Raw genomic sequence first — 21,627 nt, forward strand, 5'->3', positions numbered from 1 at the left:
CATGAGTGAACGCGCGGTACAGCGGCCGTCCGGACGGGGACGCTTCGTTACCTTTGAAGGCGGCGAGGGGACGGGCAAGTCGACCCAGATCAAGAAGCTCGCCGACCGCCTCAAGGCGGCAAGGATGCGCATCCTCGTCACGCGCGAGCCGGGCGGCTCGCCGGGCGCCGAGATCATGCGCCATCTGGTGCTGTCAGGCATGGGCAAGCTGCTTGGACCCGAGGCCGAGACGCTGCTGTTCGCCGCCGCCCGCGACGACCATGTCCGCACCGTGATCCAGCCCGCGCTCAACCATGGCGCCTGGGTACTGTGCGACCGCTTTGCCGACTCGACGCGCGCCTATCAGGGTAGCCTCGGCAGCGTTCCGGTCGGCCTCATCAACGCAATGCAGCGAGTCACGATCGGTGATCTCAAGCCGGACCTCACCATCATCCTCGACCTGCCCGTCGAGATCGGCCTGCAGCGTGCAGCCGCGCGTCGTGGCAGCGGCACGCCCGACCGGTTCGAGGGCGAGAAACTCAGCTTCCATCAAGGCCTGCGCGAGGCCTATCGCAAGATCGCTGCGGACGATCCTGACCGCTGCGTGCTGATCGACGCCAATTCTGATCCCGACACGGTGGCCGCACGTGTCTGGACGGCGCTGCGCGATCGCCTCCTGCCGACTCCCGCTTCGGTGGTGTCAGCATGAGTCGGCGTCCCGTCGAGCGCGAGTCCGCCATTCCGCATCCGCGCGAGACGAGCCTGCTGTTCGGCCATCACGAAGCCGAAGCGGCGCTGCTCGCGGCCTATCGCAGTGGGCGTATTCCGCATGCCTGGCTGATCGGCGGGCCGCAGGGGATCGGCAAGGCGACGCTGGCTTACCGGATGGCGCGTTTCGTGCTCGCCCACGGCCAGCCGCTGGCGGCCGCCGTGCAGGCTGCCGATGACCTTGCGGTGGACGCGGACCACCCGGTGGCACGGCAGGTTGCGGCCAGCTCCCATGGCGGCCTGCTGACGCTGGAGCGCACCGCCAACGACCGCGGCGTGATGCGCACCGTGATCACCGTGGACGAGACGCGCGAGACGATCGGCTTTTTCGGATCGACCGCGGCGGCCGAAGGCTGGCGCGTCTGCATCGTTGACACCGTCGACGAGCTCAATCCGAATGCGGCCAACGCGCTGCTGAAGATTCTCGAAGAACCGCCGCAGCGATCGCTGTTCCTGCTGGTAAGCCACGCGCCCGCACGCGTGCTCGCCACAATTCAGTCACGCTGCAGAAAGCTGCGCCTGCGCCAGCTCGCAACCGACGATGTGATTGGCGCCGCCGCCGCAGCCGCCGACCTCGATCCGAACGATCCCGCTCTGCGCGAAGCGGCGGAGGCCTCCGAAGGCAGCGTCGCGCGTGCGCTGACGCTGCTTGGCGGCGACGCCCTGAAGCTTCAGCAGCGTACGGCGGCGCTGCTGGCGAAGCTTCCGCAGGTCGATCCGCGAGAATTGCACACGCTCGGCGATTCGCTCGGGACCAGCGACCGCGTCGCGCTGGCGGCCTTCATCGACGGCATCGACCGCTGGATCGCGGAACGCCTGCATGTCGACGAGGCCAATGCCAACCAGAACCTGCCGCGCCTTGCGCGCCTAGCTGAGGTATGGGAAAAGATCGTCCGCGCCGCACGCGACACCGAAACCTACAATCTGGAGCGAAAGCCCTTGGTTTTTTCGGTGTTCGGCTGGCTGGCGGACGCAGCGCGCTAGAGCATGATCCGGAAAGTGTGCAGCCGTTCTGCAAGAGGATCATGCTCAAACCAATGACCGAACGCAGGTTCGTTTCCAAATTTCGAGAAGCCGGTAAAGGAATTCGTCGTGGCCACGCGAGCTAAGAAAACCGTCAAAGCCAAAAGCAGCAAGAAAAGGGCTGCCAAGAAGGCCGTGAAGAAAGCCGCGAAGAAGGCTGCAAAAACGCGCGCGTCCAAGACTGCCAAGAAGGTCAAGAAAGGCAAGAAAGCCGTTGCAAAGAAGGGCGTGAAGAAGAGCGCCGCGAAGACGGCAAATAAGGCCGGCAAGAAGGCTGCGAAGAAGCAGGTCATCGCAAAGAAGACTTCGAAGACAAGGACCGCCAGCAAGCCAGCCAAGGCCTCCGGGAAGAACAAGGCTCCGGCGAAGAAGGTGGTCGGGAAGGCGAGGGTGACTGCTCCCGCCGTGACCGCCGCACCGGCTCCTGTCGTCACGCCGCCGAAAGCTGCCAAGCCGAAGGCGCCGCGCGTTCCGAATCCCGTCGCGGCGGCGCAGGTCACCGCCCCCGTTGCCGCCCCCGCGCGCGACAATCTCTTCTACATCACGACAGCAATCGCCTATCCCAACGGCAGCCCGCATATCGGCCACGCCTATGAAGCCATCGCGACCGACGTGCTGGCGCGCTTCGCGCGGCTCGACGGCAAGGACGTGTTCTTCCTGACCGGCACCGACGAGCACGGCCTGAAGATGATCCAGACCGCGCAGAACGAGGGCCTTACTCCGTCCGCACTGGCCGCCCGCAACGCGGCCCGCTTCAAGGAAATGGACGAGCGTCTGAACGTTTCGTTCGACCGTTTCATCCGGACCACCGAAGAGCAGCACCATCGCTCCAGCCAGGAGATCTGGCGGCGCATGGAGGCGAACGGCGATATCTATGCCGACACCTATTCCGGCTGGTATTCGGTGCGTGACGAGGCCTATTACGCCGAGGAGGAGACCCGCCTGAACGACGACGGCGTACGCCTCGGCCCGCAGGGGACGCCGGTCAACTGGGTCGACGAGAAGAGCTATTTCTTCCGGCTGTCGTCCTATCAGGACAAGCTGCTGAAGCTCTACGCCGAACGCCCTGATTTCATCGGACCGGACTCGCGCAAGAACGAGGTGGTGAGCTTCGTCAAGGGTGGACTGCGCGATCTCTCGATCTCGCGCACGACCTTTGACTGGGGTGTCAAGGTGCCGGGCGACGAAGAGCACGTGATGTATGTCTGGGTCGACGCGCTGACCAATTACATCACCGGCGTCGGATTCCCCGACGAGAGCGACAAGAACTGGCGCTACTGGCCGGCCGATGTGCACATCATCGGCAAGGACATCATCCGCTTCCATGCGGTGTACTGGCCGGCGTTCCTGATGTCGGCCGGGATCCCCGTGCAGAAGCGGGTCTATGCCCACGGCTTCCTGTTCAACAGGGGCGAGAAGATGTCGAAGTCGGTCGGCAACGTCGTCGACCCCTTCAACCTTGCCGACCAGTACGGCGTCGACCAGATGCGCTATTTCTTCCTGCGCGAGGTGCCGTTCGGCCAGGACGGCAACTACAACCATGAAGCCATCGTCGCGCGTATCAATGCCGATCTCGCCAACGACCTCGGCAACCTCGCACAGCGCTCGCTGTCGATGGTCGCAAAGCAACTCGGCGGCGTACTGCCGGAGCCCGGCGAGTTCAGCGACAACGACAAGGCGATCCTGGCGATGGCCGACGGCATGATCGCGGCGAGTCGCGAAGCGATGGCGACGCAGCAGATCCATCACTGGCTCAACGCCGTATGGGCCGTGGTCGCGGAAGCCAACCGCTATTTCGCGGGCGAGGCGCCGTGGGCGCTGGCCAAGACCGATCCGGCGCGACAGAAGACGGTGCTCTATGTCACCGCCGAAGTCGTGCGCCAGATCGCGATCCTGGCCCAGCCGGCGATGCCGACCGCCTCCGGATTGCTGCTCGACAGCCTCGGGATCCCCGCGGGAGAGCGGAACTTCGCTGCGCTTGGCGATGCCAAGCGCATTGCACCGGGCTCGATGCTGCCGGCGCCGACACCGGCGTTCCCGCGTTACATCGAACCGGCGGCGTAAGGCGTTCGCGCGATGTTGGTCGACAGTCACTGCCATCTGGATTTTCCGGATTTCGCGGAAGATCTCGACGGGATCGTGTCGCGTGCGCGTGCGGCCGGCATTGGCCGCATGGTCACGATCTCGACGCGGGTGCGAAAGCTGCACCAGCTTCTGGCGATCGCCGAGCGCTACGACGATGTCTATTGCTCGGTCGGCACCCATCCGCACCATGCGGATGAGGACGACGGCATTTCGCCGGACGAACTGATCGCGCTGACGGAGCATCCCAGGGTCGTCGCGCTCGGTGAGGCCGGTCTCGACTATTTCTACGACAATGGCTCGCCGGAGGCGCAGGCGAGGGGCTTTCGTGCCCACATCGCAGCCGCTCGCGCGACTGGTCTGCCGCTGGTGATCCACACCCGCCAAGCGGACGAAGACTGTGCCCACATCCTGGAAGAGGAGGTGGCCAAAGGATCGTTTCGTGCCGTGCTGCATTGTTACACGGGCGGGCGCGAACTGGCACTGAAGGCGGTGTCGCTCGGTCTCTACATCGGCTTCACGGGAATCCTGACCTTCAAGAAGTCGGAAGCCCTGCGCGCGCTGGCGGCCGAACTGCCGTCTGACCGTATTCTGGTTGAAACAGACTCGCCCTATCTTGCGCCCGGCAAGTTTCGGGGCAAACGCAACGAGCCGGCCTATGTGGTCGAGGTCGCAAAGGTGCTCGCCGAGACGCGCGGCGTGTCGTTTGAGGAGATCTCGCGCCAGACCACCGAAAACTTCTTCCGCCTGTTCTCCAAGGTGAAAGCTTGAGATTGGGAGCCGCATGACGCTGACGCTGACGATCCTGGGCTGCGGCTCCTCCGCCGGCGTACCGCGCCCGGCACTCGGCTGGGGTGCCTGCGATCCCAACAATCCCAAGAACCGCCGCCGGCGCTGTTCGCTGCTGGTCGAACGGAAGTCCGAGCACGGCACCACACGGATCGTGATCGACACCTCGCCGGATTTGCGCGAGCAATTGCTCTCGACCGATGTCGACCACATCGACGCGGTGTTCCTGACCCACGAGCACGCCGACCAGACCCACGGCATGGACGATCTTCGTTCGGTCGTCATGCACATGCGCCGGCGCATCCCGACCTATTTCAACCAGTCCACCGCCAAGGACATCATGGCGCGGTTCTCCTACTGCTTCATTTCGCCGGAGGGCAGCGACTATCCGCCGATCCTGACGCGGCATTCGATCGAAGCGGGCGAAGAGCAGACCATTCTGGGGAAGGGCGGTGCCGTGACCATGACGGCCTTTCTGGTGCAGCACGGCCAGATCCCGGCGCTCGGCTATCGCATTGGGAATGCCGCCTACACGCCCGACCTCAACGATATTCCGCGCGAGAGTTGGGGCGCGCTGGAAAATCTCGACCTCTGGATCGTCGACGGTCTGCGCTACACCCAACATTCAAGCCATTTCAGCATCAACGACGCGCTGTCCTGGATCGAACGCTTCAAGCCGAAGCGCGCTGTCATCACCAACATGACCGCCGACGTCGATTACGAGGTGATCCGGCAATCGCTGCCATCAGGCGTAGTGCCGGCTCATGACGGGCTGCGGCTGGAGACGCACTAAGCGCATCCGGCGCAAATTTGCCGCTGCCCGGCATGCTCCTTGCTTTCGCGAGCCTCATCGTGTTGGTCTAACGTCTCAAAGACAGGCGTTGGACTGAGGCGATAATCAAGCGGGTCTGGCGATATCGCCGGGCTTCATCGAGCCGCAAGATGAAGATGGGGGCCAGGTTGGCAAGGCACGGCGACGACGTAACGGCCGTTGGGCTGGTCCGACGCGTTTTGGATATGCTCTACCTTGGTGCGGGCTACGCCGCCGGCGTCTTCCTTTTTGCGATCTTCGCGATCATGATGGTGATGTCGATCGGGCGGCAGTTTACGCTCAACATCCCGGCCGGCGACGATTTTGCCTCGTGGTGCATGGCCGCGATGGCGTTCCTGGGCCTCGCTCATACCTTCAAGCGCGGCGAGATGATCCGGGTCGGCCTTCTGCTCGAACGCTTGCGCGGGCGGACCAAGCAGGTCGCGGAGATTGTGGCGCTCTGCGTTGCGACGGCCTTCATTCTCTACTTTACCCGACATGCGATACAGATGACTTACGACTCCTGGCGCTTCAACGACGTGGCGCAGGGCGTGGTCGCGCTTCCGCTCTGGATTCCCCAACTCGGCTTTTCCGGCGGCCTTGCGATCCTGTCGATCGCTTTGATCGATGAAACGATCAACGTCGTCGGCGGTCACCGGCCGAGCTACGAGAGGGGCTCGCCGGACGAGACGCCCGACGAATTCATCGAGCGTATCTCGCAAGGCGGCGGCGGTTGACCATGGCCAATCTCGGCTTGATCGAGCTCTCCTTCATCCTCCTTGGCGTCATGGTCCTGCTGCTGGGAAGCGGCATCTGGATCGCGGTTTCGCTTGGGCTCGTCGGCTTCGTGGCGATGGCGCTGACCACGAGCCTGCCGCTTGGCTCGGTCCTGGCGACCACCACTTGGAGCGCAAGCTCGTCCTGGACGCTGGCCGCGCTGCCGCTGTTCATCTGGATGGGCGAGATCCTGTTCCGCACCAAACTCTCGGAGGAGATGTTCCGTGGCCTGTCGCCCTGGGTGCAGTGGCTGCCGGGACGGCTGACGCATGTGAACGTGATCGGCTGCGGTATCTTCGCGGCGGTCTCTGGGTCCTCGGCTGCGACCTGCGCGACCATTGGCAAGATAGCGCTGCCCGAGCTCGACAAGCGCGGCTACGACAAGGGCCTGAGCCTCGGATCGCTGGCGGGCTCCGGCACACTCGGCCTGCTGATTCCGCCATCGATCCCGATGGTCGTCTATGCTGTGACGGCAAACGTCTCCGTGCTTCAGGTGTTCCTCGGCGGCTTCCTGCCGGGCGTGCTCGTGATGGTGCTCTATTCCGGCTACATCATCATCTGGTCGCTGCTCAATCCGAAGAAGGTCCCCCCACGCGACCCGCCAATGCCGTTTCGCCGGAAGCTGCAAGAGTCCGCCAAGCTCGCCCCGTGCCTGCTTCTGATCCTGGCCGTCTTCCTCTCGCTCGTCCTTGGTTTTGCGACCGCGACCGAATGTGCCGCCTGGGGCGTCTCCGGCGCGTTGCTGCTGGCGTGGTGGAGCGGCACGCTCACGCGCCAGACTTTCTTCGAGAGCATCATGAGCGCTACGCGCCTGACCTGCATGATCATGCTGATCCTGGCAGGCGCCGCCTACACGACAGCCGCGATGGCCTATACGGGCATCCCGGCGGCGCTTGCGACCTGGGTCCAGGGACAGCAGCTCACGCCGGGCATGCTCGCGCTCTATTTGAGCATCATGTACATTATTCTGGGATGCCTGATCGATGGCATCTCGATGATCGTGCTGACCGCAGTCATCGTGCTACCGATGGTGAAGCAGGCCGGGCTCGATCTGGTCTGGTTCGGCGTCTATCTCATCATCCACGTCGAGATGGCGCAGATCACGCCGCCGGTCGGCTTCAACCTGTTCGTGCTCCAGAATATGAGCGGCCGCGATACCCTCACCGTGGCGCGGGCAGCGTTTCCGTTCTTCGTTCTGCTGCTGGCGGCCGTATTCATCATCACAGAATATCCGCAGATCGTGCTGTTCCTGCCCAAGCTTGCCTTTCCTGATTGATCGCACCAGACTTTCGAATTGACCGTGAGGAGAAGTATGATGACGTCTCATTTGCTCCGCGCCGCCCTGATCGCAGGCGCCGTGTTGGCGGCTGCGCCTGCTTTTGCCCAGACCAAATGGAATTTGCCGGCGGCATACCCGTCGGACAATCCCCATTCGGAAAATCTGGTTGCTTTCGCCAAGGACGTTGAAGCCGCCACGTCCGGAAAGCTGCTGATCACCGTTCACCCGAACGCCTCGCTCTTCAAGGCGCCCGACATCAAACGCGCGGTCGTGACCGGGCAGGCGCAGATGGGTGAACTGCTGTTGTCTATCCATGAGAACGAGGATCCTGTGTTCGGCATCGACGTGGTGCCGTTCCTCGCGACCAGCTTTCCGGATGCGATGAAGCTGTATCAGGCCTCGAAGCCGCTGATCGCCAAGAAGCTCGACGCGCAGGGCCTTAAGCTCCTTTTCGTCGTGCCGTGGGCGCCACAGGGTGTCTATGTCAACAAGCCGCTCGCGACGATCGAAGACATGAAGGGCCTAAAATGGCGAGCGTACAACGTCGGAACGGCGCGTATCGGCGAACTTGTCGGAGCGCAGTCCGTCACGATCCAGGCGGCTGAACTGCCACAGGCGCTTGCGACCGGCGTGGTGAATTCGTTCATGTCGTCGGGCGGCACCGGTTACGATTCCAAGGCCTGGGAGTCGCTGAAATATTTCTATGATGTGCAGGCCTGGATTCCGAAGGACTACACCTTCGTCAACAAGGCCGCGTTCGAGGCGCTCGACAAGCCCACACAGGACGCCATTCTCAAGGCCGCCGCAACGGCGGAAACGCGCGGCTGGAAAGCCTGGCAAGAGAAGGCCAGTTGGTATCTCGACCAGCTCAAGGCCAAGGGCATGGCGGTCGAGCCCCCGAGCCCGGCGCTGAAGGCCGGATTCCAGAAGGTCGGCGAGCAGCTCACCGCCGACTGGCTTAAGAAAGCCGGCGCCGACGGCCAGGCCGTGGTCGAAGCTTACAAGAAGATGTGAGGGCAGGAAGCCTCTCTGCCATTGCGACCAATTGCGACCACAAGGCAACGGCGCCGCAAGGGGGCGCTGCGCCTTGCTGCTGGGGCGGCGCTCGAACGGAGCGCCGTTAACTGGGCTACGCCGTAATCGCCTTCGCCGATCCGACCTCATTGCGCAGCAGGAATTTCTGGATCTTGCCCGTGGACGTCTTCGGGATTGGTCCGAACACGACCGCCTTCGGCGTCTTGAAGCCGCTCATATGCGTACGGCAGAAGGCGATGATGTCGGCTTCTGTTGCGCTGGCGCCATCCTTCAGTTCGACGAAGGCGCAGGGCACCTCGCCCCATTTCGGGTCGGGCTTTGCGACCACGGCCGCGAACAGCACGGCCGGATGCTTGTAGAGGATGTCCTCGACCTCGACGGACGAGATGTTCTCGCCGCCGGAGATGATGATGTCCTTGGAGCGATCCTTGATGGTGACGTAGCCGTGCTCGTCGAGCACGCCGAGATCGCCGGTGTGAAACCAGCCGCCCTCGAACGCTTCCTTCGTCGCCTTCTCGTTCTTGAGGTAACCCTTCATCACGATATTGCCGCGGAACATGACTTCGCCGATGGTCTCGCCGTCGCGCGGCACCTGCTGCATGGTCTGCGGGTTGATGACGGTGACGCCTTCCTCGAGCGGGTAGGGCACGCCCTGCCGCCGCTTCATCCGCGCGCGCTCGGCGGGCGGAAGCTCGTCCCAGCCAGGCTGCTCGGCGCAAACGGAGGCGGGGCCGTAGACCTCGGTCAGGCCATAGACGTGGGTGAGCTTGATGCCGATGTTTTCCGCGCCTTCGAGCACCGCAACCGGCGGTGCTGCACCGGCGATCAGCCCGACCACGCGACGGACGGCGTTGCCTTTCGGCGCATCGGGCGCGTTGATCAGCGTGTTGTAGACGATCGGCGCGCCGCACATGTGAGTGACGCCGTGCGTCCTGATCAACTCGAAGATCCTGGTCGGCTCGACCTTGCGCAGGCAGACGTTGATGCCGGCGGCTGCAGCCATGGTCCAGGGAAAGCACCAGCCGTTGCAATGGAACATCGGCAACGTCCAGAGATAGACCGGGTGCTGGCCGAGATTGCCCGCGAGGATGTTGCTGACAGCGTTGAGATACGCGCCGCGATGATGGGTGACGACGCCCTTGGGATTGCCTGTCGTGCCCGAGGTGTAGCTCAGTGCGATGGCGTCCCATTCGTCGCGTGGCGTGATCGCGACGAAGTCCGGATCGCCTTGCGCGACGGCGGCCTCATACTCGATCTCGCCGATGCGCTTGCCGCCTTTGAAGGACGCATCGTCGACATCGACAACGAATGGCCTCGGTCCCTTCATCTGTGCCAGCGCGTCGGTGATGACGCCTGAAAATTCGGGGTCGACCAGAATGATTTTCGCGCCGCCATGGTCGAGCTGAAACGCGATCGAGGGCGCATCGAGACGGATGTTGAGCGCGTTGAGTACGGCACCCGTCATCGGCACAGCGAAATGCGCCTCGTTCATCGCCGGAATGTTCGGCAGCATCGCCGCGACGGTGTCGCCGACGCCGATGCCCTTGCCGGCAAGCCAGGAGGCAAAACGCTTGCAGCGCTCATGCGTCTGGCGCCACGTGAAGCTGCGGCCCTCATAGACCGTGCTGACGTGATCGGGATAGACGGCGGCGCTGCGCGCCAGGAAGCTCAGCGGGCTCAGCGGCACGTAGTTGGCGGGGGTTTTGTCCAGGCCGATGTTGTACTGGTTCTGCCGCTCGCTCATCGACACCCTCCTTGAACGCCGCCCTCTACAGGAATCCGATCGAGATCCAGGGGAAGATCGCGACGATGATCAATCCCACCAGCAGCGCCAGCAGATAGCCCCAGATCGGCCTGATGCCTTCGGCTGGATCGACCTTTCCGATGGCGCAGGCGGCATAATAGCCGACGCCGAACGGCGGGGCGAATAGCCCGATACCCATCGCCAGAATGATGATCATGGCGTAGTGCACCTCGTGCACCCCGACCAGCCGCGCGATCGGAAACATCAGCGGTCCGAACAGCACGATGGCTGGAATACCTTCCAGCACGCTGCCGAGGATCACGAAGGCCAGGATTGAGACGGCGATGAAGGTCGCGGCGCCGCCGGGCAGGCCGGTCATGGAAGCCGCCAGCGCTCGCGAGAAGCCGGATTGGGTCAGGCCCCATGCCATGCCGGTCGCAGTGCCGATGATCAGCAGGATCGCGCCGGACAGGCAGGCGGTCTCGATCAGCATCGGCAGGAGCCGCCGCCAGTCGAACTGGCGGTAGATCAGAAGCCCGATGACCAGCGCGTAGACGATGCCGATCGTCGAGACTTCGGTGGCGGTCGCGATGCCTTCGACGACGGCGTAACGGATCACGAAGGGCAGGGCCAGGGCAGGGATCGAGACCACGAACGCACGGGCGATCTCGCCCGACGTGGCGCGCCGGACGTGGCTGAGATCCTCGCCGCGGTAGCGCCACCACACCAGCCCCGACAGCGTCAGCGCCAGCACGACGCCGGGCAGCAGGCCGCCGGTGAACAGCGCCGAGATCGAGACGCCCGTGACCGATCCGATGGTGATCAGCACCAGGCTCGGCGGAATGGTTTCGGTCTGGGCGCCGGTGGCGGCGAGCAGGGCGACGAGATCGCCGGGCTTGGCGCCGCGCTGCTTCATCTCCGGAAACAGCACCGGTGCGACGGCCGCCATGTCGGCCGCCTTGGCACCGGAGATGCCGGAGACCAGGTACATGGCACCGACCAGCACGTAATGCAGGCCGCCGCGGACATGGCCGAGCAGGCTTGCCAGGAACGCCACCATCGCCCGCGCCATGCCGGTCATTTCGATCAGGAGCCCGAGGAAGACGAACAGCGGCACCGAGAGCAGGATGAGGTGGCTCATGCCCTCGTCCATCCGTCCGACCAGCACCATCAACGGGGTCCGCGTGGTCAGCGCCAGATAGCCGAAGATCGCAAGCCCAAAGGCGAACGCGATCGGCACGCCGGCGAACACGCAAAAGCCGACCACGCCGACGAAGAAGATAATGAGGTTGATGTTGCCGAGCGGCTTGAACAGCGGCTGCGCGAACCAGAACAGGGCGATCAACACGACGACCGTTGCCACGGCAGTCAGCAAGGTCTTGAGGTTGCCGACACGGGCGAGCCGCAGCAGCGCGAACAGCACCATCAGGCAGATGCCTACAGGCAGCGCGGCCGCGCGCCAGGTGTTGGAGATCTGGAGTGCCGGTGTCGTGATGAAACTCTCTTCGTAGGCATATTCATAGGACGGGTGCACGATCAGCAGCAGGAACGCCAGCGCCGCGCAGGTCGCAACGACGTCGAGATAAGCCCAGAGCCTGGGACCGGCGCTCGCGACCAGCGCCGTCATCCGCATGTGCTCGCTGCGGCGGAATGCGACCGCCGAGCCCAGCATCGCCAGCCACAGGAACAGCATCGAGGCCAGCTCGTCGGACCACACCAGCGGCGCATGCAGCACGTAGCGCGAGACCACGCCGGCAAACAGGATCACGATCTCGGCGACGACAAGGATCGCCGCCGGGATCTCGACCAGCCATTTGAGTGCAAGCTCGATGGAACCGAGCAGGGACCGGCGGCGAGGGGACTGAGCCACCTCGCCGGCCAAGGTGGGTGTCACCGCTGGCGTCATCTCGACATGAGCCATGTAGGCTAAACTCCTGGCAAGGCCCCTATTGCTGACGCGTTACGACAGTTTGCCGACGGATTTTTCGAGCAGCTCCCAGGCCTTCTCGCCGTACTTGCCCTTCCACTCATTGTAGAAGCCTGCCGAGCGCAGCTTGTCGCGGAACGGCCCGACCTCGGGCTGGTTGAACAGCAGGCCCTTGCCGGTCAGCTCCTGCCTGACGCTGATATTGAGCTTCTCGGTGTCCTCGCGCTCCTTCACGGCGGCGGCGTTGACGTTCCTGGCGACGATGGTCTTGATGTCGTCCGGAAGCGCAGCCCAGGCGCGGCGGTTCATCAGGAACCAGAAGCCGTCCCACATGTGGTTGGTCATCGAGCAGTACTTCTGGACCTCGTACAGCTTCGCCGTCGAGATCAGCGCCAGCGGGTTCTCCTGGCCCTCGACGATCTTGGTCTGCAGCGCCGAATAGACCTCGGCGAAATTGATCGAGGCGGGCGAGGCGTCGAACGCCTTGAACATCGAGGTCCACAGCGGCGACACCGGCACGCGGATCTTGAAGCCCTTGAAGTCGTCAGGACCGTTGATCGGCTTGGTCGAGGACGTGGTCTGGCGGAAGCCGTTGTCCCAGATCTTGTCCATGACCTCGAGGCCGGCCTTGTTGATCTCGCCACGCACATAGGCGCCGAGGTCGCCGTCCATGGCCTTCCAGACCGTGGGGTAATCGGGGAACGCAAAGCCGATGCCGTTGATCGAGGCCGCCGGCACCAGGGTCGCCAGGATCAGGCCGGACAGCGTGAAGAACTCGACGCCGCCGGAGCGCACCTGGCTCAGCATGTCGGTGTCGGAGCCGAGCTGGCTGTTCGGGAACACTTGCATGTCGAACCGGCCATTGGTCTCGGTCTTGATGGCCGCCGCCATCTCACGGGCGCGCGCCACGAACGGATGCGATTCCGGCAGGTTGTTGGCGAACTTGTAGGTGAACTCGGCGGCCTGGGCACGGGCCACATAGGGCGCGCTGACGCCGCCAAAGACGGCGGTCGCGGCGGAGGCCTTGAGAAGCGTGCGTCGGGAAAAACGGGTTGAAAAGACCATGGGTCTGCTTCCTCGGAAGTTTGTTCTTGTTGTGAGATGCAAACCTATACGGACGTCGGGCCAGAAGGTCATCTGCGATCTCGCGAAGCTCGCTTATTGCAGCCGGACAACGTCGCGGCAATATCGGCTTTCGGCGAGATGCGCCGGACAAGAAACGCGAGAACAACCCCATGCACAGTAGCCGTCAAGCGCTGCGGCGTCGGTTGAGGTTCAAGCCGGAAACAGGCCTAGAGCAAAGGCGCTGTGGCAGGAGATCCAACTAAGTATTTGATAGAACTGTAGATAAATATATTCCATAATATACCTTATGCGAATTGTGGATATGGTGCCGCTGGTGTTGGGTTGTGAAGCTTCTCTCTTAATCTGAGTCTGTTCTCAGCCATTTTGAGTCTGTCTAGGAGACAATCGTCGAGCCGCAGGCCGCGATCGCCACAGCCCGGTAGACGCTGGCTTCCTTGGCAAACGCGACTGCAGCCCACGTCCACCCTTCGGCGGAGAACTCGCCAGCGTTCGTCGCTGGAGATGCGGAACGAAAGGCATGGGAAGCTAAGTCCGCTGAATCGCACGGTCAGTTACCGCGCGATCGGGGTTTCTAACGCAGCATCGCTCATTTTGGCCTGGGCCTCGCGCACCGGATGTCGCGATCAACTGACCGCGTGCCGATACCAAGAATCCGTTACGGTGACGCCGTCAGGAGGGCTTCGAGCTCACTTGATCCTGTTGGCCGGCACGATGGTCTTGGTCGGAGCAAACGGCAGCTCGGGCGCCCCCGCCCTCACCTGCGCTTCCAGTCCAAGCGATAACACTATGGACTCTATTCCTCGGTCACCGTCGGTCGCACCTCGGAGCCAGCCACCGGATAATAGTCTCCGAGCTTCGAATGGCGCGCCAGATTCATGGGTCGGTAGAGCGCCAATTCGTAGTAGTGCTGGACTCCGTCTTTGGCCGCGAGGCGTTCCAACACGCTGGAATGCAGGATGGCTTCGGGCTGGACCTCGCGGAGTCCTTCGGCCCACTTGAAGCGCCCCCCGAGCCAGCCGGGCTCGCGCTCGTCGTGCTGCGGACCGAGCGGGTCCGGATTGAGCTTGAGATATCGGTCGTCGACCCTGATGCCGAAACCGTCTGCAGTCTGCCCATCCGGGAGGTTTCTGGCTGCGTGAACCATCCAGGCGAGCGTGATATCGGACAAGCGTGCCTCGTTTTCCGGATAGCTGCCGCCTACGTCGCTGTGGTTGCCCGCGAACCAGATCTGCTGCAGCCAATCCGGATACTCGTCCGGACGTTCAGGTCCCTTGTTGTGAGCCCCTCCCCACGGCACCCTAGCGAAATCGGCGCGGTTCTCGTCGATCGACATGGCGTGGCGCGCATACCAGACCGCGTTGTTCAGGTGCAGGTCGTAGAACTGCATCTTGGGCGTCGCGAGATGAAGCGTCTGAAGGAACGAATGTTCTTTCAGGCCGGTCGCAAACTTCACGTGGGTCGCGACGTATCCGACCAACGCGGCGAGAGCCGCGACGCCCATCGACCAGAAGAAGGTCGGCAGGAACGGAAACAGGAAGAACGACTGCGCGTAGCTGGCCGCGAGGATGAGGAGCGCGGCGGAACCGACCAGCGCCCCGGAGAGCAGATAGCTTCCCAAAGCCGCGACGGTGTCGAACACGCCGATGAAGAACGGCACCGCGTTCGGGCCGCCAGTCCGGTCGCTGCCGTACCGTTGTCGGAAGCGCTCAGCGAGAGCGACGCGCTGCGCCAAATACGCCGCGTCCTTCGGCGAGCTGACGTGCTGGTACACTGTCTTGACTGCTTCCCGAGCGACACGGGTCGTCGTTCCCACGTCGCGACGCAGCGGCGACCCATCGGGCATTCTGGTCGGCACGCCGCAGAGCCCGATCACCGCCGCCAGGCATCTCACTGTGTAGGCGCCTCGACTGAAGCCGAACAGGAAGATCCGGTCTCCGGGCCTCCACATGCGGATGATGGCTGCGTAGCAGTCGACGATGTTCGTCGTGATCCCAAGCCCGGTCGCTTGGCTCGCGACATTGTGGAGCCATCGGTAGGCCCGCGTGGCGAAGATCGCTCCTCCGGGCGGCTGGGAGCCAAGACCAGCATCGTAGAACGCCAACTGGTCCGCAGGGTCGATGTCCGTGTCGGGGCCGCAGCGGCTCGCGCGGTACAGCTTGTAGATGTTGGACCGATTTTCGTCCGGACGCAGGCCACCAGCCTGGCCCGTACCATCGGAAAAAATCAAGATATTGCGCCCCCTTAGGGACGGGTTCTCAACCGATACCTCATCGCTCATGGCAAAATCGGCCTACTGCAGGTTGAAGTTGGCCATGAAGCGCGTGCGATTCGTTAAATGTCAATATCTAGCGGCTCAATAATTTCGACTCTCAATATCTTGAAGAAGTGCGAGCCCATCCCACGTGTTCAAGATAAGTGCCCGAAATACGGGCAGCGGTTTCGGCCCCGGGGGGCCTTATGCGGTTCGCGAACGAAAACTCGCGCGCGTCGGCGCGCCAATTCAGCGGTCCCAAGGACCGGTCGGAGGGCGCATGACCGACGGTCACCCTTTCCGCGTCCTGAGCCTGGACGGCGGTGGCATGCGCGGCACGTACACGGCGACTTACCTCGATCGCGTCGCGATGGCGTTCGCGCGGCGCAGGAAGCTCGATTCTCTCGATATAGGCAAGGGGTTCGACCTGATCATCGGCACCAGCACCGGCGCGATCATCGGCTGCGCCCTCGCCGTCGGTAGGCCGCTTTCAGAGGTTGTCGCCCTCTATCGCAGGCACGGTCCGAGGATCTTCTCGAAAAAGCTCCCCTCAAGCCTGGTCGGCGTGGCTCCGGACCTGCTTTTCCGGAAAAGGGCTCTCGAGGCCGGCGAGGCCGAGCTGCTCGGCGCGCTCGTCGACACCATCGGTGAGGAGACCATGGCCGAGGTCTACGAACGGCGCGGCATCGCGCTGGCGTTTTCCGCTGTGGAGATGAGCCAGCATCGGGCATGGGTTTTCAAGACGCCCCATTTCGCCGCCACCAATCATCGCGACGACAACTACCGCCTTGCCGACGTCTGCCTCGCGTCCTCGGCCGCACCGCTCTATCGCTCGCTGGCCGCCATCGATCAGCCCGACGGCGGCGACGGCAACCCGTTCAACGTGTTCGCCGACGGCGGACTTTGGGCCAACAATCCGGTCCTCCTGGGCCTGATCGAAGCCCTCGACGTGGCCGAGGCCGGTCGCGAGATCCAGATCTTCTCGCTCGGAACGTGCCCCGTGCCGCAGGGCGAGCAAATAACGAGAGGCAACCGGCACCGCGGTCTCCCGGAATGGAAGTTCGGCGGCAACGCCGCGAGCCTGTCCGTCGACGCGCAAGAGTTTGCCTTCGACCACATGGCGCGAAAACTGACCAAGCACGTCAACCGCAAGTGCACCATCGTGCGCTTCCCGCACGACAAGGTGCCGGCGACGCTGGTGCCCTACCTCTCGCTCGACGACACGCGCGAGGAAGCGATGAACGCGCTGATCACCCAGGCGCGGACCGACGCCGACATGACGAACAGCAAGTGCGCCTATCGCGACACCGATCCAGAGGCCGAGCTGATCTGCTCGCTGTTCGAAACCACTCCTCCCCTTGAAGAGCCGCCGGCCGCTCGGCGATCGAGGGACATCGATGCCGCGGCCGCCAGCCTATCGAGGTGACCATGTACGATTGTTCCGACGCCGTTCTCGCATACCACGACGACGAGGTGACGCTCCCGGGCGGGGAGCGCACCGCGATGAGGAAGCGGCGCGACGCCAACCGTGAGCGCCTGACGAAGGGCCTTTCCGAGGCCAAGAAGCCGGCGCCGCTCCAGTTCAAGTCGCAGGGCAGCTACGCCATGAGGACGATGACGCAGCATCCCGACAACGACTACGATATCGACGACGGCGTCTATTTCGCCAAGGAGGATCTGGTGGGTGAGCGCGGCGCCGAGATGACCGCCCTTCAGGCGCGTCAGATGGTGCGCGACGCCGTCGACGACGGAGGCTTCAAGACGCCGCCGGAAGTGCGCAACAACTGCGTGCGCGTCTACTATGAGGCGGGATATCACGTCGATCTGCCCGTGTACCGCAGGGTCACGACCAAGGACGTGTTCGGCAAGGAGTCCCACTACTATGAACTCGCCAGCACCGACTGGAAGCGGTCGGATGCGCGAGATGTGACCGCGTGGTTCGAGAAGGAAAACGACGCGCAGAGTCCGGACACCGAAAACGGGCGCCAGCTTCGGCGCGTCGTGCGCGAGATAAAGATGTACGCCAGAAGCCGGTCGAGCTGGAAGGCCCAGATCCTGAGCGGCTTCGGCATCACCAAGCTCGTCACCGAGTGCTTTCGTGGCGACGCCGATCGCGAGGACAAGGCGCTGCACGACACCATGAAGGCCATCCGCGACCGTCTGAAGTGGAATCTGGTGGTGCAGCACCCCGTGACACCGGGCGGCACCATCACCAAGGGCAACGAGGATCCCAAGGCCAAATTCCTTCGCGAGAAGCTGGACGAGGCCTTGGCGAACCTCGCACCGCTCTTCGACAGCGACTGCGACAGGCAGAAGGCGCTGAAGTGCTGGGACAAGGTATACGCCACCGAGTTCTTCAGCGACCGCTACAAGCCGGTCAGCAAGGCCTCGAGCAGCGTCGCGGCCCCTGCGCTCGCGGGTCTGTTCTCCGGACGGGAGCCGGAGGCGGCCGTCCGGAAGGATGGTGGCGGCCGGTATGCCTGATCGCGTGTCGCGGCCTCCCTCCTTCGAGGATGCACTCCTCATGGTCGAGGACCGCATCCGACGGAGGCTGGGCGGCTTCGAGCGACTCGATCGGCGGGCTCTCGGCAAGTACGCGGGCCGGCAGCCGGCGGCCGGATGGCGGCTGACGATACCGACGCCGGAAGGAGACCGGCGCCTCGACGTCGTCGTGCCCAGGCAGTTCCCCTTCGCCCTTCCGCGGGTGGCCTTCGTCGGCCCGTCGATGTTCCTGAAGTGGGCCCATTTCGAGAGGGACAGCGTCCTTTGTCTCGATGGCGAGGGATTCGATGTCGAGCGGCCCGGCGCCGTGGTGGCCGACCGCATTGCGTCCGCCTGCCGGCTCATCGGCGAGTGCGAGCGCGGCGAACGGGACGGCGACTTCGTCGACGAATTTCTCTCCTATTGGGGCCAGGCTTCGAACGACGAGAGCGTTCCAATCTACAGCCTGTTGCCGCCGAACGGCCCGTCGAGGTTGGTGCGGGTCTGGCGCGGCAAGCGGTTTGTGCTCGTCGCGGACGATGACGAGGCGATCGCAGCGTGGTTGAAGAACCGCTTCGGCTCGGTCGACATCAAGACCCAGTCGGGAGCGCTCATCTGGCTCGATCGGCCACCGCTGCCCGCGGCCTTCCCTAACAGCGGCGCCGCTGTTCGCCGACTCGCTGCGGAAGGCGGGTTTACCGACGAGCAGCTCTGCGAACTGGTGACGCAGGATGCCAGCGGCGCCACGCTGCTGCTTGGGATCGACACGCCCGCCGGGCCCGCCCTCGCCTCGACTTGGGTCCCCCATCCCACCCGGCACGGGCGGTCGACCCTCGGTGACGGCTTCAGAAACAAGATGGTGCCGGCCCAGATCGCACTCGGGCGCTATTTCGGCGGTAGCCCGATCAAGCGCGCGAGCGTCGATCGGGCCGATGCGTCCTGGATTCACGGACGAGGTGTGAACCCGAGATTCGATCGCTTCCGTCGCGCAAAGGTCGCGATCATCGGATGCGGCTCGGTCGGCGCCGCCATCGCCGTTCTGCTCGCCCAGTCGGGTATTGGCCGTTTCGTGCTCTTCGATCCGGAACGACTCGCCTGGGCGAACGTCGGCCGGCATCCGCTGGGCGCTCCCTACGTCCGAACGCACAAATGCATCGGGCTTGCCAGGAAGATCCGGAGCGACTTCCCTCACGTTGCCTCCGTAGATGCGATCGCGCGCGACATCGAGACCGTCATCATGGACGAACCCGACGCCCTCGCCGATTGCGATCTCGTCGTCTCGGCGACCGGTTCGTGGGCCACCGAAGCGTTCCTCGACGTCTGGCACGTCGGCTCTAAGCTCGAGGGGCCGGTGGTCTACGGCTGGACCGAAGCCCATGCGGCCGCCGGACACGCGGTCGCGATCGCCAAGAACGGCCGGAGGTTCCGCGAAGGCTTCGACGCCTGCGGCAAGCCCCATCTGCAGGTAACGGAGTGGTCCGGACCCACGACGCTGCGTGAACCGGCGTGCGGCGCGGTCTTCCAGCCCTACGGGGCCGTCGAATTGTCCTTCACTGTCGGCATGATTGCCGAGGTGGTTCTTCGCGCTCTCGATTGCCCGGTGACGGCATCTACGCACGGTCTCTGGATCGGTCGGTCCGGACCGTTGAGAGCGGCAGGCGGCGACTGGGATCCACGTTGGCGATCCACCGTAGGCTTCCGCGACGAAGGAGGATTCGTGACCCAACTTCCGTGGCCGGATGGCTCCGCCGCGGCTATGACCGCCGTCGAGGCGGCCGAATGATCGCGTACCCAGTCAGTCTTTCTGGACAGACGCTGGTGTTCACAGATCCGGTCGTCGAAACCTTCTCGAAGAACAGACAACTGCGCTTCTGGCAGCGCGAGGCCGGCGGCCAACTGTTCGGTCGTTTCCACGGCTCGAGGATCGAAGTCGTAGAGGCGACCGGCCCGAGACGGACTGATCGACGAACCAGAACGTCGTACATCCCGGACAGGCGTGCCGAGCAGCGCGAGATCGACGACCGCTTCGGACGCGGTCTGCATTTCGTCGGAGATTGGCACACCCATCCCGAAAGGATCCCAAGCCCATCCCATCCCGACATCTCCAGCCTCGACGACACCGTGCGCAAATCGCTCCACGCCATGCTGGGCTTCGTGCTCGTCGTCGTAGGCCAGTTACCGGCGCCCGAAGGGCTTCACGTCTCCGTCTTTCGCGGCGACGGCATTCCATATGTATTGAGGTCGGACGCGGGGGCTTGAGCGCGTCGAAAAGATCGGCGAGATGCGGATCAAGAAGCTACGCTCTTGATCAGTGCCGCCTTTCGAAGGGACCAAGCGCCGGTTTGCGGCGTTGCCCGCACGGACTGAAGGTCCGCACAGACTCAGAATACCTGAGAAAACTCGCCAGCGAGCTCAAAAATGCGCGTTTCCGCATGCCGAATTCTCAACCAGTCGGAAATATCCAGCGAAATCAGGCAGTCCTATTCACCTATTCCGAGTCTCAGACCCACGGATTGTGAGTCCAGAGCTTTAGAGGCACTCGAAGTGTGAGTCCGCGTCTGCTTTGCGCCCCAGGCACAGTCTATCTCCTTCCGCCGAATTGGCGTGAAATGCTGGACCTGACCGCATCGCCGCTCCTCCATCGGGCAGGCGGCAAGCGTACTCCAGAAACCCCATTTTTCGCCTCTCGGGAGTTATGGGAAGCTAAGGAAAGATCGATGCCCCGTGGGAGGCCGCAGGACGAGGCCATCCGGAGTGACCCTAGAGCCGGTCTGGCCACTTGGAGATGATCAATCACCCATGGCGGCACCTAAATGCTGCTGAGAGCCCCTTTTTCTCCGACGAGAAAGGGGTCGCCCGGCGATCCGTCGACCCGCCTCTCAGAGCGCCGATGGATCTCGGCCAGCCGCCGCGAGGTCCGGAAGGACCGGATCCAGTCCTCATGCTCGAGAATTTTGGCCCCCTCACCCCCAGGTAGGCGGCGAGACCTGCGATGCCTGAATCGGGGGGACATCCTGCCGGCCTTCGGCGAGACCTGCCGCGAGCGCGAAATGCTCGCGGCGACAGGTTCGCGGCCCCAATATCGGTCTGCTCAGGCAGTCGCCTTCTGGAGCCGACTATCCCATGGCAGCCGGAGCGTCTTCAGCGCAAAGGCCCCGTCCCCAAGGAGCGCTTGGGCCAACAGCATGATCGCCCAGACGAACGGCATTTCCCACCCGCCATCCACGAACCAGAAACTCTTCCTCACCATCCAGAAGTGAGTGGCTCCCAACATCATCGGTAGGGTGTAGAGGCTGACCCATCTGGTGTAGAGGCCGAGGAGCAGCAGGATAGCTGAGGCGAATTCCGCGCTGAGGGTGTAGGTAAGCACCCACTCAGGATCGCCCGCCTTGAGAAGGCCGTTCCACCACAGGCCGATCGGCTTAAGAACGAATTTGCCGTACAGGGCGGCGATGAACAGACCCGCAATCGTCACACGAAGCAGCAAAGCGGCATAAGGCGCCGTACGTTGGTCAATCATTGGAGCGCTCCTTGAAATGCTACGAAGCGCCCTCAGTCTGGCCCGCCCGCGAAAATATGCAACGGCGCAGACGGT

Annotated in this window: 18 protein-coding genes; 12 read left to right on the top strand and 6 right to left on the bottom strand. The window is 63.7% G+C overall.

Translation table 11 applies throughout. The features are described from left to right. Position 1: 1 nt before the first annotated feature. Positions 2-688 carry a dTMP kinase gene (tmk, locus tag FNV92_RS18070; RefSeq protein WP_143845378.1) on the top strand — a complete coding sequence of 229 codons (687 nt, stop codon included), beginning with the start codon at positions 2-4 and terminating at the stop codon, positions 686-688. Then, the gene (locus FNV92_RS18075; protein WP_143845376.1) at positions 685-1,731 is read left to right on the top strand and encodes a DNA polymerase III subunit delta'; all 1,047 of its coding nucleotides are present in this window, start codon (positions 685-687) and stop codon (positions 1,729-1,731) included. Before tmk ends, FNV92_RS18075 begins: the two co-directional genes overlap by 4 nt. Here the strand turns inward: FNV92_RS18075 and FNV92_RS18080 are convergent. Continuing rightward, on the bottom strand, positions 1,728-2,222 hold the full coding sequence (locus FNV92_RS18080) for a hypothetical protein (protein WP_244623679.1): 495 nt from the start codon (positions 2,220-2,222) through the stop codon (positions 1,728-1,730). The genes FNV92_RS18075 and FNV92_RS18080 overlap by 4 nt on opposite strands. Here FNV92_RS18080 and metG point away from each other — a divergent pair. From metG to FNV92_RS18110, 6 genes are all read left to right on the top strand, one after another. After that, positions 2,161-3,834 carry a methionine--tRNA ligase gene (gene metG, locus FNV92_RS18085; protein ID WP_244623678.1) on the top strand — a complete coding sequence of 558 codons (1,674 nt, stop codon included), beginning with the start codon at positions 2,161-2,163 and terminating at the stop codon, positions 3,832-3,834. The two genes, FNV92_RS18080 and metG, sit on opposite strands and share 62 nt — an antisense overlap. A gap of 12 nt (positions 3,835-3,846) precedes the next feature. Next, positions 3,847-4,623 carry a TatD family hydrolase gene (locus FNV92_RS18090; RefSeq protein WP_143845371.1) on the top strand — a complete coding sequence of 259 codons (777 nt, stop codon included), beginning with the start codon at positions 3,847-3,849 and terminating at the stop codon, positions 4,621-4,623. A 13-nt stretch (positions 4,624-4,636) separates the two neighbouring features. Then, positions 4,637-5,434 carry an MBL fold metallo-hydrolase gene (locus FNV92_RS18095; protein ID WP_143845370.1) on the top strand — a complete coding sequence of 266 codons (798 nt, stop codon included), beginning with the start codon at positions 4,637-4,639 and terminating at the stop codon, positions 5,432-5,434. A 155-nt stretch (positions 5,435-5,589) separates the two neighbouring features. After that, positions 5,590-6,189, top strand: coding sequence for a TRAP transporter small permease (locus tag FNV92_RS18100; protein ID WP_143846284.1), 600 nt, complete (start codon positions 5,590-5,592; stop codon positions 6,187-6,189). A gap of 2 nt (positions 6,190-6,191) precedes the next feature. Further along, entirely contained in the window at positions 6,192-7,505 is a 1,314-nt protein-coding gene (locus FNV92_RS18105) for a TRAP transporter large permease (RefSeq protein WP_041748313.1), read from the top strand. 39 nt (positions 7,506-7,544) lie between these two features. Continuing rightward, positions 7,545-8,522: a TRAP transporter substrate-binding protein gene (locus FNV92_RS18110; RefSeq protein ID WP_143845369.1), complete on the top strand. Its 978-nt coding sequence runs from the start codon at positions 7,545-7,547 to the stop codon at positions 8,520-8,522. A 115-nt stretch (positions 8,523-8,637) separates the two neighbouring features. Here FNV92_RS18110 and FNV92_RS18115 read toward each other — a convergent pair whose 3' ends face one another. From FNV92_RS18115 to FNV92_RS18130, 4 genes are all read right to left on the bottom strand, one after another. Further along, entirely contained in the window at positions 8,638-10,287 is a 1,650-nt protein-coding gene (locus FNV92_RS18115; protein WP_168213656.1) for an acyl-CoA synthetase, read from the bottom strand. A gap of 25 nt (positions 10,288-10,312) precedes the next feature. Next, entirely contained in the window at positions 10,313-12,208 is a 1,896-nt protein-coding gene (locus FNV92_RS18120; protein ID WP_143845365.1) for a TRAP transporter large permease, read from the bottom strand. Positions 12,209-12,247: 39 nt separating this feature from the next. Then, complete coding sequence (locus tag FNV92_RS18125) at positions 12,248-13,279, bottom strand: TRAP transporter substrate-binding protein (protein ID WP_143845363.1); 1,032 nt, start codon at positions 13,277-13,279, stop codon at positions 12,248-12,250. 814 nt (positions 13,280-14,093) lie between these two features. Then, the gene (locus FNV92_RS18130) at positions 14,094-15,578 is read right to left on the bottom strand and encodes a phospholipase effector Tle1 domain-containing protein (RefSeq protein WP_143845362.1); all 1,485 of its coding nucleotides are present in this window, start codon (positions 15,576-15,578) and stop codon (positions 14,094-14,096) included. Between the two features lie 253 nt (positions 15,579-15,831). Here FNV92_RS18130 and FNV92_RS18135 point away from each other — a divergent pair, with 253 nt between their 5' ends. From FNV92_RS18135 to FNV92_RS18150, 4 genes are read left to right on the top strand one after another with little or no spacing between them, the layout of a single operon-like run. Continuing rightward, entirely contained in the window at positions 15,832-16,977 is a 1,146-nt protein-coding gene (locus tag FNV92_RS18135) for a patatin-like phospholipase family protein (protein ID WP_143845360.1), read from the top strand. Positions 16,978-16,979: 2 nt separating this feature from the next. Next, positions 16,980-18,035 carry a cyclic GMP-AMP synthase DncV-like nucleotidyltransferase gene (locus tag FNV92_RS18140; protein ID WP_143845358.1) on the top strand — a complete coding sequence of 352 codons (1,056 nt, stop codon included), beginning with the start codon at positions 16,980-16,982 and terminating at the stop codon, positions 18,033-18,035. Between the two features lie 40 nt (positions 18,036-18,075). Beyond that, complete coding sequence (locus tag FNV92_RS18145) at positions 18,076-19,815, top strand: ThiF family adenylyltransferase (RefSeq protein ID WP_168213655.1); 1,740 nt, start codon at positions 18,076-18,078, stop codon at positions 19,813-19,815. After that, complete coding sequence (locus FNV92_RS18150) at positions 19,812-20,291, top strand: Mov34/MPN/PAD-1 family protein (RefSeq protein WP_143845354.1); 480 nt, start codon at positions 19,812-19,814, stop codon at positions 20,289-20,291. The genes FNV92_RS18145 and FNV92_RS18150 overlap by 4 nt, the downstream gene beginning before the upstream one ends. A gap of 832 nt (positions 20,292-21,123) precedes the next feature. Here the strand turns inward: FNV92_RS18150 and FNV92_RS18155 are convergent. Further along, positions 21,124-21,552 (bottom strand): DoxX family protein, encoded by a 429-nt coding sequence (locus FNV92_RS18155; protein WP_143845352.1) that lies wholly within the window; start codon positions 21,550-21,552, stop codon positions 21,124-21,126. Between the last annotated feature and the right edge of the window lie 75 nt (positions 21,553-21,627).

The organism is Bradyrhizobium cosmicum (assembly GCF_007290395.2).
Classification (GTDB): domain Bacteria; phylum Pseudomonadota; class Alphaproteobacteria; order Rhizobiales; family Xanthobacteraceae; genus Bradyrhizobium; species Bradyrhizobium cosmicum.